This window comes from Mycobacterium sp. NPDC003323 (genome assembly GCF_053589535.1).
The window spans coordinates 378,001-394,169 of the sequence record NZ_JBSFSB010000002.1 but is presented as its reverse complement, the minus strand read 5'-3'; the positions used below and the strand labels follow the sequence as shown (position 1 = coordinate 394,169).

The window sequence follows — 16,169 nt, the reverse complement described above, 5'->3', positions numbered from 1 at the left end:
TGCTGCGCGTGCAGCAGCCATCCGTCCGAGTGCCGCCCAGCGCACCGGCCCGGCTGGTGGTGCTGGCCTCGGGGACCGGATCGCTGCTGCAGGCGCTGCTGGATTCCGCCGTCGGCGACTATCCCGCCCGGGTGGTCGCGGTGGGCGCGGACCGCTCCTGCCGCGCGCTCGACGTCGCCGCCGCCGCCTCGATCCCGACATTCCTCACCCGCTTGGGCGACCACGCCGACCGGAGCGCCTGGGACGCCGCACTGTGCGCCGCCGTCGCCGAGCACGAACCGGATCTGGTGGTCAGCGCCGGTTTCATGAAGATCCTTGGATCACAATTTCTTTCCCGCTACCCGGGCCGGGTGGTCAACACCCATCCCGCGCTGCTGCCGGCCTTCCCCGGCGCGCACGCGGTGGCCGAGGCGCTGGAGCACGGCGTCCGGGTGACCGGTTGCACGGTGCACCTGGTGGACGCGGGTGTGGACACCGGACCGATTCTGGCGCAGCAGGCGGTACCGGTGCGCGACGATGACACCGTCGAGACCTTGCACGAACGCATCAAGAACGTCGAACGGACGTTGTTGGTGGACGTGCTGGCCGCGCTGGCGACGCGCGGCCTGACCTGGAGCGGACGAAAGGCGACCCTGGGATGAGCGAACGTAAACCGATCCGGCGCGCGTTGATCAGTGTGTACGACAAGACGGGTCTGGCCGACCTGGCCCGCGGTCTGCACGCCGCCGGTGTCGACATCGTGTCCACCGGGTCGACCGCGAAAACCATTGCCGACGCCGGTGTTCCGGTGACCCCGGTCGAGGATGTCACCGGCTTCCCGGAGGTGCTCGACGGCCGCGTCAAGACGCTGCACCCCAAGGTGCACGCCGGTCTGTTGGCCGACCTGCGCAAGGCCGAGCACGAGGCCGCCCTGGCGGAACTGGGCATCGCGCCGTTCGAACTGGTCGTGGTGAATCTGTACCCGTTCACCGAGACGGTGGCCTCCGGTGCGGGACCCGACGAGTGCGTCGAGCAGATCGACATCGGCGGTCCGTCGATGGTGCGCGCCGCCGCCAAGAATCATCCGAGCGTCGCGGTGGTGGTGGATCCGCTCGGTTATGACGGCGTGCTGGCTGCCGTGCGCGACGGCGGGTTCACCCTCGCCGAGCGAAAGAAGCTGGCGGCGTTGGCGTTCCAGCACACCGCGGAGTACGACGTGGCGGTGGCGAGCTGGATGGTTTCGGTGCTGGCCCCCGAAGAAGACCCTGCGGAGGCATCGGCGCTGCCGCGTTGGGTCGGGTCCACCTCCCGGCGCACCGCGGTGCTGCGCTACGGCGAGAACCCGCATCAGCGCGCCGCGCTGTACCGCGACAACTCCTCCTGGCCGGGCCTGGCCCAGGCCGAGCAGCTGCACGGCAAGGAGATGTCCTACAACAACTACACCGATGCCGACGCGGCCTGGCGGGCGGCGTTCGACCACGAGCAGACCTGCGTGGCGATCATCAAGCACGCCAATCCATGTGGCATCGCGGTGTCGGCGACCTCGGTGGCCGATGCGCACGCCAAGGCGCATGCCTGCGATCCGCTGTCGGCCTTCGGCGGGGTGATCGCCACCAACACCACCGTCAGTGTGGCGATGGCCGAGACGGTGGCCGATATCTTCACCGAGGTGATCGTCGCGCCGGCCTATGAGCCGGGTGCGGTCGAGGTGCTGAGCAAGAAGAAGAACATCCGCATCCTGGTCGCCGGTGAACCCGAGGGTGCCGCCGTCGAGTTGCGCCCGATCAGCGGCGGCCTGCTGGTGCAGCAGCGCGACGCCCTCGACGCCGAGGGGGACGATCCGAACAACTGGACCCTGGCCACCGGCGAGGCCGCCGACCCGGCGACGCTGGCCGATCTGGTCTTCGCCTGGCGCGCGGGCCGCGCGGTGAAGTCCAACGCCATCGTGATCGCCAAGGACGGTGCGACCGTCGGCGTCGGGATGGGTCAGGTCAACCGGGTCGACGCGGCGCGGCTGGCCGTCGAGCGGGCCGGTGACCGCACCCAGGGTGCGGTGGCCTCCTCGGATGCGTTCTTCCCGTTCCCCGACGGACTGCAGACCCTGATCGACGCCGGGGTCAAGGCCGTGGTGCATCCGGGTGGGTCGGTGCGCGATGACGAGGTGACCGCCGCCGCGGCCGCCGCCGGGATCACGTTGTACCTGACCGGGGCCCGGCACTTCGCGCACTGAGGACTCTCGCCGAGTGGCCAGTTATGACACGCATCAGCCCAAAATCTGTGCAATAACTGGTCATTCGGCGCCGGCTTCCCGCAGGGCTCGGCAGGTCCGCTCAACGATGACCCGGGGGCGACCGCGCAGAATCTCGGCGCTGACGCGAATGATCCGCCACCCCGGCGCGGCCAGATGTGCCAAGCGGTCGATATGGCGGGCGTGCTGGATCGGGTCCTTCCAGTGCTGCTCGCCGTCGTACTCGACGCCGACTCTGAGCTCCTCGTAACCCAGGTCGATTCGATATGGATGCACCCGGATCTGTGTGCGGGGTCTCGGCAGACCGGCTCTGACGAGTATCAGCCGGGTTCGGGTCTCCTGCGGCGATTCGGCGCCGCAGTCCATCAGGTCGAGTACTTCGCGTAACTGGACCAGGCCGCGCAGGTCTAGGCCGCCTTGCGCGCCTCGGCGGTCACGTGCTCGACGAACGACGCGATCTCGGCGATGGCGCGCCGGGCGTCGGGGTTGACGTCGAAGGTCAGCTGGAACATGTGCATCGCCTTGTCCCACACCGAAATCCAGACAGGCACCCCGGCCGCGGCCAGCTGATCGGCCAGCACGAAGGTGTCGTTGCGCAGCATTTCGTCGGTGCCGATCTGCAGCAGGAATGGGCCCAGCCCGGCGGCATTGGACTCGGCGGGCATGATCGGCACCGGCCGGGTCCCGTTCACGGTGGCGAAGACGTCATAGATGAACTTCACCGTCATGAACGGGAACATCACATCGCGGGTCTGCTTGAGCGCCTTGTACTTCAGCTCCATGTCGGCAGAGGTCAACGCCGACAGCAACACCTGGCCGGCCGGCACCGGAAGGCCGGCATCGCGCACGCCCAGCGCGGAGTCGGCGGCGATCAACCCGCCCGCCGAGTCGCCGGCGAAGATGATGCGGCCGGGCTCGAAACCGAGTTCCAGTGCGCGCCGGTAGGCGTCGACGCCGTCGGAGACGGCTTCCTCGATGCTGGCCTGCGGGGCCAACCGGTACCCGACGTTGAGCACCTGGGCCCCGGTGACCGCCGACAGCTTGGACACGAATCGGCGGTGCGAGTTCAGCCCGAGGGTGACCAGGGCCGACCCGTGGAAGTAGATGATGAGGTCCTTCGAGTTGCGCGCAGCCGGGGCGATCACCCACTCGCACCCACAGTTCGGCAGCGAATCTCTGGTGACGGTGGTGCCTGGGAGTGCGCCGATGACGCGCAGCGGCCCGTCGATGACGTCCAGACGCGCGCGCTGTACACCGTCCGGCCAGAACCGGTTGACCGCCAGACCGATCAGGGTGGACAACCCCAGCAGCGGCCGCAGCGTCAGCGCGGTGAGGATCCCCAGCAACCGGGACTGCCACGATGCCGGTCCGAACTGCACCGTCGTCGGCCGGTCGTGCCATTCGAGCAAATTCACGATACCGATGGTACTGGGTAGTTCTCGGACAGCGAAAGCGGCTGTTGCGCGGGTAGCCATGCCCGCGCTCGACAGCAGTCGTAGCGTGGAGGTCGTGACATCACCTAACGACTTGCCCCGCACCGTCGGCGAGCTACGCGCCTCCGGTCACACCGAGCGCGGAATCAAGGCCGAGATCCGGGAGAACCTGCTGGCCAGGCTGGCCGACGGTGAGGATATCTGGCCCGGCCTGTTCGGCTTCGAGGACACGGTGCTGCCACAGGTGGAGCGGGCGCTGATCGCCGGCCACGACTTCGTCCTGCTCGGCGAGCGCGGACAGGGCAAGACCCGGCTGCTGCGCTCGCTGATCGGGCTGCTCGACGAGTGGACGCCCGTCATCGACGGGTCCGAACTGCACGAGCACCCGTACTCGCCGATCACCCCGGAGCAGATCCGCCGGGCCGCCACCCTCGGTGACGATCTGCCGATCTCGTGGATCCACCGCCGCGAGCGTTACACCGAGAAGCTGGCCACCCCCGACACCAGCGTCGCCGACCTGGTGGGCGATATCGACCCCATCAAGGTTGCCGAGGGACGCAGCCTCGGTGACCCCGAGACCATCGCCTACGGGCTGATCCCGCGCTCGCACCGCGGTATCGTCGCCGTGAACGAGCTGCCGGACCTGGCCGAGCGCATCCAGGTCGCGATGCTCAACGTGATGGAGGAGCGCGATATCCAGGTCCGCGGTTACACGCTGCGGCTGCCACTGGACGTGCTGGTGGTCGCCAGCGCCAACCCCGAGGACTACACCAACCGCGGACGCATCATCACCCCGCTCAAGGACCGCTTCGGTGCCGAGATCCGCACCCACTACCCGCTCGAACTCGACGCCGAGGTCGGCGTGATCGCCCAGGAGGCGCATCTGAGCGCCGAGGTGCCCGAGTACCTGCTCGCGGTGATCGCCCGGTTCACCCGCGCCCTGCGCGAATCCACCGCGGTCGACCAGCGTTCGGGGGTGTCGGCCCGGTTCGCCATCGCCGCGGCCGAGACCGTCGCCGCCGCCGCCCGGCACCGCGGCGCCATCCTCGGCGAGCAGGAACCGGTCGCCCGTGTCGTGGACCTAGGCACCGTCATCGACGTGCTGCGCGGCAAGCTGGAATTCGAATCCGGCGAGGAGGGCCGCGAGCAGGTGGTGATGGAACATCTGCTGCGCCGGGCCACCGCCGAGACCGCCTCGCGCGCGCTCGGCGGACTGGACGTCGGCCCGCTGGTGGCCGCTGTCGAAGAGGGTTCGCCGGTGACGACGGGCGAGCGGGTCAGCGCCAAGGATGTGCTGGCCGCACTGCCCGAACTGCCGGTGCTCGACGAGATCGCCACCCGACTGGGTGCGGTGACCGAGGGGCAGCGCGCCGCGGCCGTGGAACTCGCGCTGGAGGGTCTGTACCTGGCCAAGCGTATCGACAAGACCTCCGATGAGGGCGAAACCGTTTATGGCTAAACGCCTTTCGCGATACTCCAGCTACACCGGCGGGCCCGACCCGCTGGCGCCCCCGGTCGACCTGCGCGAGGCGCTGGACCAGATCGGCGAGGACGTCATGTCCGGCGCCTCGCCGCGGCGCGCCCTGCAGGAGTTGATGCGTCGCGGCACCGCCAGCATGCCGGGAGCGGACAGGCTGGCCGCCGAGGCCAACCGTCGCCGCCGCGAACTGTTGCAGCGCAACAATCTCGACGGCACCCTGGCCGAGGTCAAGAAGCTGCTCGACGAGGCGGTGCTGGCCGAACGCAAGGAACTGGCCCGTGCGCTCGACGATGACGCCCGGTTCGGCGAGATGCAGATGGAGGCGCTGTCACCGTCTCCGGCCAAGGCCGTGCAGGAACTGGCCGAATACGACTGGCGTTCGCCCGAGGCGCGGCAGAAGTATGACCAGATCAAGGATCTGCTGGGGCGCGAGATGCTCGATCAGCGCTTCGCCGGGATGAAGGAGGCGCTGCAGAACGCCACCGACGAGGACCGTCAGGCCATCAACAAGATGCTCGACGATCTCAACGATCTGCTGGAGAAGCACGCCAGGGGCGAGGACACGAGCGAGGATTTCGAGAAGTTCATGGCCGAACACGGCCAGCATTTCCCGGAGAACCCGCGCAATGTCGACGAACTGATGGACTCGCTGGCCAAACGGGCCGCGGCCGCGCAACGCTTCCGCAACAGCCTGTCCGAATCCCAACGCGCCGAACTGGATGCGTTGGCGCAGCAGGCCTTCGGATCACCGTCGCTGATGAGCGCGCTGAACCGGCTCGACGCAAACCTGCAGGCCGCCCGGCCGGGGGAGGACTGGACGGGTTCGGAGGAGTTCAGCGGCAACGACCAGCTGGGCATGGGGCAGGGCACCCAGGCGCTTGCCGATATCGCCGAGCTGGAGCAGCTGGCCGAACAGCTGTCCCAGAGCTATGCCGGGGCGTCCATGGAGGACGTCGACCTGGACATGCTGGCCCGCCAGCTCGGCGACGAGGCGGCCGTGAACGCGCGCACCCTGGCCGATCTGGAGCGTGCGCTGACCGAGCAGGGCTTCCTCGACCGCGGCTCCGACGGTCAGTTCCGGCTCTCGCCCAAGGCGATGCGCCAACTCGGCCAGACCGCGCTGCGCGATGTGGCACAACAACTTTCGGGTCGTCACGGGGAACGCGAGACCCGTCGCGCCGGTGCCGCCGGCGAGCTCACCGGCGCCACCCGGCCGTGGGAATTCGGGGACACCGAACCGTGGAACGTCACCCGCACCATCACCAACGCCGTACTGCGACAAGCCGGCACCGGCACCATCGACGGCCCGGTGCGCATCGGCGTCGAGGACGTCGAGATCTCCGAGACCGAGACCCGGACCCAGGCGGCCGTCGCGCTGCTGGTCGACACCAGCTTCTCGATGGTGATGGAGAACCGCTGGTTGCCGATGAAGCGCACCGCGCTGGCGCTCAACCATCTGGTGAGCACCCGGTTCCGCTCCGATGCGCTGCAGATCATCGCATTCGGCAGGCATGCCCGCACCGTCAGCGCCGCTGAGCTGACCGCGCTGGAGGGTGTCCGCGATCAGGGCACCAACCTGCACCACGCGCTGGCGCTGGCGGGCCGACACCTGCGTCGGCATCCCAACGCCCAGCCGGTCGTGCTCGTCGTCACCGACGGTGAGCCGACCGCGCACCTGGAGGACTTCGGCGACGGCGCCGAACCGTTCTTCTACTACCCGCCGCACCCGCGCACCATCGGGCTGACCGTCAAGGGTTTCGACGATCTGGCCGCGCTCGGCGCGCAGTTGACGATCTTCCGGCTGGGCAGCGATCCCGGGCTGGCCCGGTTCATCGACCAGGTCGCCCGCCGGGTCGGCGGCCGGGTCGTGGTGCCCGATCTCGACGGGCTGGGTGCCGCGGTGGTGGGGGATTACCTGCGGGCGCGCCGACGGCGGTGATCGCCGGCGTGCGATTTCAGCAAACGAAACTCAGGTGCTCTTGCGCTTCTTGCGCTTGATGCCGACGCTGCCCCACAGCGAGAAGCCGCGGATGGTGACCCGCGGCGCGCCCGGGGTGCCCTGCTCGCCGATGTGGTCGAAGGTCCCCATCACGCCGTGGCCGTGGATGTCGATGTTGACCTCCGGCGGCACCAGGATGGTTTGCCCGCCGAAGATCGAGATCGTGTGGATGTCCACCTCCGGGGAGGTGAAGTCGGCATAGCGCAGATCGATCACTCCGCCGCCGAACAACGCGAACGAGGTCAACCGCTTCGGGACGTTCCAGCGTCCGCGTCGTTCGAAACCACTGAGAATGGCCAACAGCAGCGTCGACGGCGCCGGCTGGCGTGGCCCGCGGGTGGCGGTGGCGGCCAGATCGGGCAGATCCGCGGACAGCCGCGCCAACTCACCGTGTGTGGTCGCCGCGTACGCCTTGGCCAACCGCTGCTCGAACTCGTCCATGGTCAGCCGACCCTGGGCGGCCGCGTCGGTGAGCAGCTGAGCAGCTTGGGCCCGCTCGGCGTCGCCGGCGCGTGTCGAGCCGTTCTGCTCTGCCGAGTTGCTCATCGCCCTTGAGCCTACGACGCACACCGGTGAATGCAAGCTCGTCTACAGAACTGGCAAAAACGGCGGAATGTCCTCACACCCAGGACGGCGGCCTTTTCTGGAGGAACGCCAGCATGCCCTCGCGCGCCTCGTCGGATGCGAACAACTGCGCCGACTGCGCGGTCAGTGCCTCGGCACGGTCATCGAAACCCGCGAGCACCGATGCCGTCGTCAGCGCCTTGGACACGGCCAACCCCTGTGGAGAGGCCTTGGCGATATCGGCGGTCAGGTCCGCGACGGTGCCCGCCACGTCCGCGCTCGCCATCGTGATGAGTCCGATGGCCGCGGCCTCGTCGGGACCGAATTTTTCGCCGGTGACGAAGTAGCGGCCCGCAGCGCGCGCCGACATCTTCGGCAGCAGGGTCAGCGAGATGATCGAGGGCGCGACGCCGATGCGTGCCTCGGTCAGTGCGAAGGTGCTCGCCGGGCCGGCGACGGCGATATCGCACGCGCCGACCAAGCCCATGCCGCCGGCCCGGACGTGACCGTCGACGGCGGCGATCACCGGCACCGGCAGTTCCAGGATGGTGCGCAGCAACCGCGTCATCTCCCGGGCGCGGCCGACCGCGACGTCTTCGGCAGAGCCCAAGGACGCCTCGCTCAGGTCGGCGCCGGCGCAGAACGTCTTACCGGTGTGGCCGAGCACCACCACCCGTGCCCCGCCCGCGGCGGCATCGGCGAAGCCCTGGTGCAACTCCTCGAGCAGGGCACTCGACAGCGCATTGTGGTTGTGCGGGGAGTCCAGCGTGAGCCAGGCCACCCGGTCGGCGAGTGCGTACCGGACCAGCATCAGTACGACCGGGGCAGGCCGAGCGAGGTCTGCGCGACGAAGTTGAGGATCATCTCGCGGCTGACCGGCGCGATGCGGGCCAGTCGCGAGGCCGTCAGCACCGAGGCGATGCCGTACTCCTTGGTCAGCCCGTTTCCGCCGAGGGACTGCACGGCCTGATCGACCGCGCGCACCGAGGCCTCGCCGGCGGCGTACTTGGCCATGTTCGCCGCCTCGGCGGCGCCGAAGTCGTCACCGCTGTCATACAGCGCGGCCGCCTTCTGCATCATCAGTTTGGCCAGTTCGATCTCGATGTGGTTCTGCGCCAACGGATGTGCGATGCCCTGGTGCGCACCGATCGGCGTCTTCCAGACCTGGCGCGTCTTGACGTACTCGGTGGCCTTGCCGATAGCGAAGCGGCCCATGCCGACCGCGCTGGCCGCGCCCATGATGCGCTCGGGGTTCAGCCCGGCGAACAACTGCGCGATCGCGGCGTCCTCCGATCCGACCAGCGCGTCCGAGGGCAGGCGCACCTCGTCGAGGAACACCTGGAACTGGTACTCGGGGCTGAGGATCTCCATCTCGATCTTGGTCCAGGACAGCCCCGGCGTATCGGTCGGCACCACGAACAGGGCCGGCTTGAGATTGCCCGTCTTGTGGTCCTCGGTGCGGCCGACGACCAGGATCGCCTGCGCCTGGTCGACACCGGAGATGTAGACCTTCTGGCCCGACAGGATCCAGTCGCTGCCATCGCGGCGCGCCGTGGTGGTGATCTTGTGGCTGTTGGAGCCGGCGTCGGGTTCGGTGATGGCGAACGCCATGGTGATCGAACCGTCGGCGATGCCGGTGACCCAGCGCTTCTTCTGGTCCTCGGTGCCGAACTTGCTGATGATGGTGCCGTTGATGGCGGGGGAGACCACCATCATCAGCAGCGGACAACCGCCGGCCGCCATCTCCTCCATCACCATCGACAGCTCGTACATGCCGGCCCCGCCGCCGCCGTACTCTTCGGGCAGGTTCACCCCGATGAAGCCCAACTTGCCTGCCTCGGACCACAGTTCGTCGGTGTGCTGTCCGGCGCGGGCCTTCTCCAGGTAGTAGTCCTGGCCGTAGTTGGCGGCCATCGCGGCGACGGCCTTGCGCAGCGCCTGCTGCTCCTCGGTTTCGATGAATCCGGTCATGACGGGTCTCCTTCGGACGTTTCGATTCGGGCCAGGACCGTGCCGACCTCGACCTGTTGGCCGGCCTGCACAGTGAGTTCGGCGAGCACACCGTCGCCCGGGGCGGTGATGGTGTGCTCCATTTTCATGGCTTCCAGCCAGATCAGCGGCTGTCCCGCGGTGACGGTGTCACCCGCGGCGGCGCCGACCCGGACCACCGAGCCGGGCATCGGGGCCAGCAGCGAACCGTGCGCCACCGCCGAATCCGGATCCGGGAAGCGCGGCAGGCAGGTCAGCCGGACACACCCGGCCGGTGAGTCGACGAACACCTGATCGGCGTAGCGGGCGACCCCGAACCGTTGTTCGGCCCCGGCTACCGAGAGCACCACCGCCGACGGATCGGCCGCCACCACCGACACGTCCGGATGGTCGGGCAGCTGCACCCCGGCGCGTCCGAACCGGTAGCGCACCACCAACTCGGCACCGGCGGAATCGGAATAGGACCGGCTCTGGTAGCCGGCCGCGAGGTTACGCCATCCGCTGGGTGCGGCCGCGAAAGCGACTGCGGTGCTGCGGTTGTGCGCGGCGTCGGCGAGCGTGGCGGCCAGCGCGGACAACGCGGCGTCGGCGATCGGCGGGGCCGACAGCGTGGCCAGTCCGTGAGTGGCGAAGAACGCGGTGTCGGTGTGACCGGCCACGAAGGCCGGGTGGCGCAGCACGTTGACCAGTAGGTCGCGGTTGGTGCTGACCCCGTGGATCTGGGTGCGGGCCAATGCCTGGGCCAGCACCGCGGCCGCGCGCTCACGGGTGTCGGCGAACGAGATCACCTTGGCCAGCATCGGATCGTAGAACACCGACACCTGCGATCCGTCCACCACACCCGAGTCGACCCGCACACCGGTGCGCCCGAGCAGGTCGAACTCGGTGTGGGCACCCGGCACCGAAAACCGGTGCAGCGCCCCGGCCTGCGGCTGCCAGTCCCTGGCGGGATCCTCGGCGTACAGCCGCGCTTCGATCGAATGTCCGCGCGCGGCCGGCGGCTGCGCGGGCAGACGCATACCATCGGCCACCTCGATCTGCAGCTGTACCAGGTCCAGGCCGGTGGTCTCCTCGGTGACCGGATGTTCCACCTGCAGTCGAGTGTTCATCTCCAGGAAGTAGAACGCGCCTTGCCCGCCAGTGTCGGAGGAGGCCATGAACTCGACGGTGCCCGCACCGGTGTAGCCGATGGCATCGGCCGCCAACCGGGCCGCCTCGAACAGTTCGGCGCGCATGCCGGGGGTGCGTTCCACCAGTGGGGACGGCGCCTCCTCGATGACCTTCTGGTGTCGGCGCTGGATGGAGCATTCGCGTTCTCCGACGGCCCAGACGGTGCCGTGGCGATCGGCCATCACCTGCACCTCGATGTGATGGCCGGCGGCCAGGTAGCGCTCGCAGAACACCGTCGGATCACCGAAGGCGGACTGGGCCTCCCGCTGCGCCGCGGCGACCTCGGCGGCCAGCGCCGGCAACTCCCGCACGATCCGCATGCCGCGGCCGCCGCCACCGGCCGAGGCCTTGATCAGCACCGGCAGGTCGGCTTCGGTGACCGTCGCCGGGTCCAGTTCGGTCAGCACCGGCACACCGGCGGCCGCCATCAGCTTCTTGGCCTCGATCTTGGACCCCATGGCGCGCACCGCATCCACCGGCGGTCCGATCCAGGTCAGGCCGGCGTCCTGCACGGCGGCCGCGAAATCGGGGTTCTCGGAGAGGAATCCGTAGCCGGGGTGGATCGCGTCGGCGCCGGCGGTGCGGGCCGCGGCCACCAGCGCGGCGGCGTCGAGATACCCGTTGCGACCCTGCAGCCGGACCCGGATATCGGCATCGGCGACATGCGGGGCCTCGGCGTCGGGATCGGTGTAGACCGCGACGGTGCCGATGCCGAGGCGACGGCAGGTGGTGAACACCCGGCGGGCGATCTCACCGCGGTTGGCGACGAGGACTCGTGTTATCAACTGGGTCTCACATCCTGAAGACGCCGAAGTTCGACGTCCCCTCGATCGGGCCACTGGCGATGGCGGACAGGCACATTCCCAAGACGGTGCGGGTGTCGCGCGGGTCGATCACCCCGTCGTCGTAGAGCCGCCCGGACAGGAACATCGGCAGTGACTCGGCCTCGATCTGCGCCTCGACCGCGGCCCGCAATGCGGCGTCGGCGGCCTCGTCGACCTGTTGTCCGCGCGCCTCGGTGGCGGCGCGGCTGACGATCGAGAGCACCCCGGCCAGCTGGGTGCCACCCATCACCGCGGATTTCGAACTCGGCCAGGCGAACAGGAAACGCGGGTCGTAGGCGCGACCACACATGCCGTAATGCCCGGCCCCGTAGGAGGCGCCGATCAACAACGAGATGTGCGGCACCGTCGAGTTGGAGACGGCGTTGATCATCATCGATCCGTGTTTGATCATCCCGCCCTCCTCGTACGCCTTGCCGACCATGTAGCCGGTGGTGTTGTGCAGGAACAGCAATGGGGTGTTCGCGCGGTTGGCCAGCTGGATGAACTGGGTGGCCTTCTGCGATTCCTCGGAGAACAGCACGCCGCGGGCATTGGCCAGGATGCCGACGGGATAGCCATAGAGCGTCGCCCAGCCGGTGACCAGCGATGAGCCGTACAGCGGTTTGAACTCGTCGAAATCCGAGCCGTCGACGATGCGCGCGATGACATCGCGCGGATCGAACGGGATGCGCAGATCGGCGCCGACGATGCCGAGCAGTTCCTCGGCGTCGTACTCCGGCTCGGTCACCGGCAGCGGGTGCGGGCCCTGCTTGCGCCAGTTCAGCCGGGACACGATGCGCCGGCCGATCCGGATGGCGTCCAGCTCGTCATCGGCCAGGTAGTCGCCCAGACCGGAAGTGCGGGCATGCATCTCGGCACCGCCGAGGGATTCGTCATCGGATTCCTCGCCGGTGGCCATCTTCACCAGGGGCGGTCCGGCGAGGAACACCTTGGAGCGTTCCCGGATCATCACGACGTGATCGGACATGCCCGGCACATAGGCGCCGCCGGCGGTGGAGTTGCCGAAGACCAGCGCGACGGTCGGGATACCCGCTGCCGACAACCGGGTCAGATCGCGGAACATCTGACCACCCGGGATGAAGATCTCCTTCTGCGTGGGCAGGTCGGCGCCGCCCGATTCGACCAGCGAGATCACCGGAAGCCGATTCTCCAACGCAATCTGGTTGGCGCGCAGGATCTTCTTCAAGGTCCACGGATTGCTGGTGCCACCCTTGACCGTCGGATCGTTGGCGACGATCAGGCATTCGACACCTTCCACCGCGCCGATACCGGTGACGACGCTGGCGCCGACGGTGAAGTCAGTGCCCCACGCGGCCAACGGGCTCAGTTCCAGGAACGGTGAGTCGGGATCGACGAGCAGTTCCACGCGTTCGCGCGCCGTCAGCTTGCCGCGGGCGTGGTGGCGTTCGACGTATTTGGCGCCGCCACCGGCCAGGCTGCGGTCGTGTTCGGCGGCCAGTTCGGTGAGCTTGGCCCTCATCGCCTCGGCGGCCTCGGTATAGCCGGCCGAGCGCGGATCGAGAGTGGAGTTCAGGCGTGTCATTGGTACCCCAGGGTTTTGGCGGCCAGGGAGGTGAGGATCTCGGTGGTGCCCCCGCCGATGCCGAGAATGCGCATATCGCGGTACTGGCGTTCGACTTCGGTCCCGGTCATGTAGCCCATCCCGCCGAACAGCTGGACGGCCTGGTTGGCCACCCATTCACCGGTCTCCACAGCGGTGTTCTTGGCGAAGCAGACCTCGGTGATCAGGTTGGTCTCACCGTCGAGTTGCCGCTCGACGATGCGCTGGGTGTAGACCCGCGCGATGTCGATGCGACGGGCCATGTCCGCCAACGTGTTCTGCACCGACTGCCGGCTGATCAGCGGCCGGCCGAAGGTCTCGCGGTCGCGGCACCACTGCACGGTGAGGTCCAGACAGCGTTGCGCACTGGCGTAGGCCTGAACCGCCAGGCCGACCCGTTCGGCGACGAATGCGCCGGCGATCTGCAGGAAGCCGGTGTTCTCCGCACCGATCAGGTTGGCCGCGGGCACCCGGACATCGGTGAACGACAGTTCGGCGGTATCGCTGGAGCGCCAACCCATCTTGTCGAGCTTTCGGCTCACCTCGAAACCGGGAGAGTTCTTGTCGATGACCAGCAGCGAGACCCCGGCTGCACCGTCACCGCCGGTGCGCACGGCGGTGACGACATAGTCGGCGCGCACCCCGGAGGTGATGTAGGTCTTGGCGCCGTTGACGATGAAGTCGTCCCCGTCACGGACGGCCTTCGTGGTCAGGTGCCCGACATCGGATCCGCCGCCGGGTTCGGTGATGGCCAGCGAACCGATCAGCTCACCGGCCAGGGTGGGCTTGACGTAGGTGTCGATGAGGCGCTCGTCACCGGAGGCGATCATGTGCGGCACCGAGATACCGCAGGTGAACAGCGAGGCGAACACACCGCCGGGGACACCGGCGTGATGCAACTCCTCGCAGATGATCACCGCGTCGGCGCCGTCGCCACCACCGCCGCCGACGGCCTCGGGGTAGGGCGCGCCCAGCAGTCCGGCCGCGGCGGCCTTCAGGTGCAGGTCGCGGGGCAGTTCACCGCTGCGCTCCCACTCGTCGGCGTGCGGGAGGATTTCGCGTTCGGCGAAGGCGCGCACGGTCTTTCGCAGATCATCGCGCTCGGGTGCATGCCAGATGCTCGTCCTCATCACAACAGCCTTTCGGGAATATCGAGCTGACGGGACCGCAGCCATTCGCCGAGTCCCTTTGCCTGCGGATCGAACCGGGCCTGATAGGCCACGCCCCGGCCCAGAATGCCCTCGATGACGAAGTTGACCGCCCGCAGGTTGGGCAGCAGGTGTCGCTGCACCTCGAGATCGGCCGCCTCGGGCAGCAATTCGCGCAGTCGGTCGGTGGTCAGGGTGTGCGCCAGCCACTGCCACTGCTCATCGGTCCTGACCCAGACACCCACATTGGCCGACCCGCCCTTGTCGCCGCTGCGGGCGCCGGCGATGCGACCCAGTGGCGCCCGGAGGGTGGGACCGTCGGCCGGTGGTTCCGGCAGCGCGGGGTCGTCCACGGGTTGCAGTTCCCGGGTCTCGGTGGCCACCGCGATGTCGACGCGGCTGCCGTCGGCGCGCACCGCCACGTGCGGTACCAGGGCGGCGTCGACGTACCCGGGGGTGAACACGCCGTACACCTGGCCGTCGCCCGGCGGGGCGGTGGAGGTGAAGCCCGGATAGCTGGACAGCGCCAATTCGACGGCGGCCGAGGAGAACTGGCGACCCACCACGGCCGGGTCGGGGTCGCGCGCCACGCAGTGCAGCAGCGCGCTGGCGGTCTCCTCGGTGTCGGCGTCGGGGTGGTCGGTGCGCGCCAGCGTCCACTGCAGCTCGGCAGGGCGGGTCTTCAACGAGCCTTCGAGCTGGCGCTGCACCAGCGCGGCCTTGGCCTCGATGTCCAATCCGGTGAGCACGAACGTCGTCGCGTTGCGGAAGCCGCCGATGCTGTTCAGCGACACCTTCAGCGTCGGGGGTGGGGCCTCACCGCGCACCCCGGACACCCGCACCCGGTCCGGACCGTCGGCGCTCAGGCTCACCGAATCCATCCGCAGCGTGACATCGGGGTTGGCGTAGCGGGCTCCGGTGATCTCGTAGAGCAGCTGTGCGGTCACCGTGCCGGTGTCGACCAGGCCGCCGGTGCCGGGGTGTTTGGTGATCACCGAGGAACCGTCGGCTGCGATCTCGGCGATCGGGAAGCCGGGGTGGTCGAGGTCGGAGGGGAAGAACGCGTAGTTGCCGCCGGTGGCCTGGGCGCCGCATTCGATGATGTGCCCGGCGGCGACGGCCCCGGCCAGGGCGTCGTAGTCGGTGCGGTCCCACCCGAAGTGTGCGGCGGCGGGGCCGACGATCACCGAGGCGTCGGTGACCCGGCCGGTGACGACGATGTCGGCGCCCGCGGTGAGACAGTCGACGATGCCCCAGGCGCCCAGGTAGGCGTTGGCCGCCAGCACGCCCGGGAAACCGAGTTCGTCGGCGCGTCCGACGAGATCGTCGCCCTCGACATGGGCGACGTCGACGCTCAGCCCGAGGCGGCCGGCCAGCTCGCGCACCGCGGTTGCCAAGGCGGCGGGGTTGAGGCCGCCGGCATTGGCCACGATCCTCACACCGCGGTCCTTCGCGGTGCCCAGGCACTGCTCGAGCTGGCGCAGGAATGTCTTGGCGTAGCCCAGCTCGGCGGTGCGGGCCCGGTCGCGGGCCAGGATCAGCATGGTCAGCTCGGCGAGGTAGTCGCCGGTCAGATAGTCGAGGTCGCCGCCGTCGAGCATCTCGCGCATGGCCGACATCCGGTCTCCGTAGAACCCCGAGCAGTTGCCGATCCGCACTGCCTGAGACGTCACCCGCACTCCCATCGCTCTTCGGCCAACCGGTAGGTAGGTTATTCGGTACCGACGGTACCGCGTCAAGGGGTTGGTGCGAA

12 protein-coding genes and 1 pseudogene are annotated in these 16,169 nt (G+C 68.8%); 4 read left to right on the top strand and 9 right to left on the bottom strand.

Annotation, left to right across the window (positions count from 1 at the left end; all coding sequences use genetic code 11):
* Positions 1 to 8 precede the first annotated feature (8 nt).
* Together purN and purH are read left to right on the top strand one after the other, a co-directional pair.
* Positions 9 to 641 (top strand): phosphoribosylglycinamide formyltransferase, encoded by a 633-nt coding sequence (gene purN, locus ACWDUN_RS08670; RefSeq protein ID WP_449927357.1) that lies wholly within the window; start codon positions 9 to 11, stop codon positions 639 to 641.
* On the top strand, positions 638 to 2,209 hold the full coding sequence (gene purH / locus ACWDUN_RS08665) for a bifunctional phosphoribosylaminoimidazolecarboxamide formyltransferase/IMP cyclohydrolase (protein WP_449927354.1): 1,572 nt from the start codon (positions 638 to 640) through the stop codon (positions 2,207 to 2,209). The genes purN and purH overlap by 4 nt, the downstream gene beginning before the upstream one ends.
* A 60-nt stretch (positions 2,210 to 2,269) precedes the next feature.
* On the opposite strand, the pseudogene ACWDUN_RS08660 reads toward purH, so the two are convergent.
* A pseudogene (locus ACWDUN_RS08660) lies at positions 2,270 to 2,665 on the bottom strand (endonuclease domain-containing protein); the annotation flags it as partial.
* On the bottom strand, positions 2,635 to 3,642 hold the full coding sequence (locus tag ACWDUN_RS08655; protein ID WP_449927351.1) for an alpha/beta hydrolase: 1,008 nt from the start codon (positions 3,640 to 3,642) through the stop codon (positions 2,635 to 2,637). The gene ACWDUN_RS08655 and the pseudogene ACWDUN_RS08660, both read right to left, overlap by 31 nt.
* Positions 3,643 to 3,700: 58 nt before the next feature.
* Here ACWDUN_RS08655 and ACWDUN_RS08650 point away from each other — a divergent pair, with 58 nt between their 5' ends.
* Both ACWDUN_RS08650 and ACWDUN_RS08645 read left to right on the top strand, forming a co-directional pair.
* Positions 3,701 to 5,119 carry a sigma 54-interacting transcriptional regulator gene (locus tag ACWDUN_RS08650; RefSeq protein ID WP_449927348.1) on the top strand — a complete coding sequence of 473 codons (1,419 nt, stop codon included), beginning with the start codon at positions 3,701 to 3,703 and terminating at the stop codon, positions 5,117 to 5,119.
* A complete protein-coding gene (locus ACWDUN_RS08645; RefSeq protein WP_449927345.1) occupies positions 5,094 to 7,079 on the top strand; it encodes a VWA domain-containing protein in 1,986 nt (661 codons plus the stop codon). Before ACWDUN_RS08650 ends, ACWDUN_RS08645 begins: the two co-directional genes overlap by 26 nt.
* Positions 7,080 to 7,109: 30 nt before the next feature.
* On the opposite strand, the gene ACWDUN_RS08640 is transcribed toward ACWDUN_RS08645, so the two are convergent.
* The 7 genes from ACWDUN_RS08640 to ACWDUN_RS08610 form a co-directional block, all read right to left on the bottom strand.
* Entirely contained in the window at positions 7,110 to 7,685 is a 576-nt protein-coding gene (locus tag ACWDUN_RS08640) for a DUF1707 SHOCT-like domain-containing protein (protein ID WP_449927342.1), read from the bottom strand.
* Positions 7,686 to 7,758: 73 nt separating this feature from the next.
* Positions 7,759 to 8,514 (bottom strand): enoyl-CoA hydratase family protein, encoded by a 756-nt coding sequence (locus ACWDUN_RS08635; RefSeq protein WP_449927340.1) that lies wholly within the window; start codon positions 8,512 to 8,514, stop codon positions 7,759 to 7,761.
* Positions 8,514 to 9,674 carry an acyl-CoA dehydrogenase family protein gene (locus ACWDUN_RS08630; protein ID WP_449927337.1) on the bottom strand — a complete coding sequence of 387 codons (1,161 nt, stop codon included), beginning with the start codon at positions 9,672 to 9,674 and terminating at the stop codon, positions 8,514 to 8,516. Before ACWDUN_RS08630 ends, ACWDUN_RS08635 begins: the two co-directional genes overlap by 1 nt.
* Positions 9,671 to 11,647 carry an acetyl/propionyl/methylcrotonyl-CoA carboxylase subunit alpha gene (locus ACWDUN_RS08625; RefSeq protein ID WP_449927334.1) on the bottom strand — a complete coding sequence of 659 codons (1,977 nt, stop codon included), beginning with the start codon at positions 11,645 to 11,647 and terminating at the stop codon, positions 9,671 to 9,673. The genes ACWDUN_RS08630 and ACWDUN_RS08625 overlap by 4 nt, the downstream gene beginning before the upstream one ends.
* 7 nt (positions 11,648 to 11,654) lie before the next feature.
* On the bottom strand, positions 11,655 to 13,250 hold the full coding sequence (locus ACWDUN_RS08620) for an acyl-CoA carboxylase subunit beta (RefSeq protein WP_449927331.1): 1,596 nt from the start codon (positions 13,248 to 13,250) through the stop codon (positions 11,655 to 11,657).
* The gene (locus tag ACWDUN_RS08615) at positions 13,247 to 14,398 is read right to left on the bottom strand and encodes an acyl-CoA dehydrogenase family protein (protein ID WP_449927328.1); all 1,152 of its coding nucleotides are present in this window, start codon (positions 14,396 to 14,398) and stop codon (positions 13,247 to 13,249) included. The genes ACWDUN_RS08620 and ACWDUN_RS08615 overlap by 4 nt, the downstream gene beginning before the upstream one ends.
* The gene (locus ACWDUN_RS08610) at positions 14,398 to 16,074 is read right to left on the bottom strand and encodes an acyclic terpene utilization AtuA family protein (RefSeq protein ID WP_449927791.1); all 1,677 of its coding nucleotides are present in this window, start codon (positions 16,072 to 16,074) and stop codon (positions 14,398 to 14,400) included. The genes ACWDUN_RS08615 and ACWDUN_RS08610 overlap by 1 nt, the downstream gene beginning before the upstream one ends.
* Positions 16,075 to 16,169: the final 95 nt, after the last annotated feature.

Bases quoted from the DNA above. Each gene is read 5' to 3' on its own strand.
- purH (WP_449927354.1), top strand. From the start codon at position 638: ATGAGCGAACGTAAACCGATCCGGCGCGCGTTGATCAGTGTGTACGAC.
- ACWDUN_RS08650 (WP_449927348.1), top strand. From the start codon at position 3,701: ATGCCCGCGCTCGACAGCAGTCGTAGCGTGGAGGTCGTGACATCACCT.
- ACWDUN_RS08645 (WP_449927345.1), top strand. From the start codon at position 5,094: ATGAGGGCGAAACCGTTTATGGCTAAACGCCTTTCGCGATACTCCAGC.
- ACWDUN_RS08640 (WP_449927342.1), bottom strand. From the start codon at position 7,685: ATGAGCAACTCGGCAGAGCAGAACGGCTCGACACGCGCCGGCGACGCC.
- ACWDUN_RS08635 (WP_449927340.1), bottom strand. From the start codon at position 8,514: ATGCTGGTCCGGTACGCACTCGCCGACCGGGTGGCCTGGCTCACGCTG.
- ACWDUN_RS08630 (WP_449927337.1), bottom strand. From the start codon at position 9,674: ATGACCGGATTCATCGAAACCGAGGAGCAGCAGGCGCTGCGCAAGGCC.
- ACWDUN_RS08620 (WP_449927331.1), bottom strand. From the start codon at position 13,250: ATGACACGCCTGAACTCCACTCTCGATCCGCGCTCGGCCGGCTATACC.
- ACWDUN_RS08615 (WP_449927328.1), bottom strand. From the start codon at position 14,398: ATGAGGACGAGCATCTGGCATGCACCCGAGCGCGATGATCTGCGAAAG.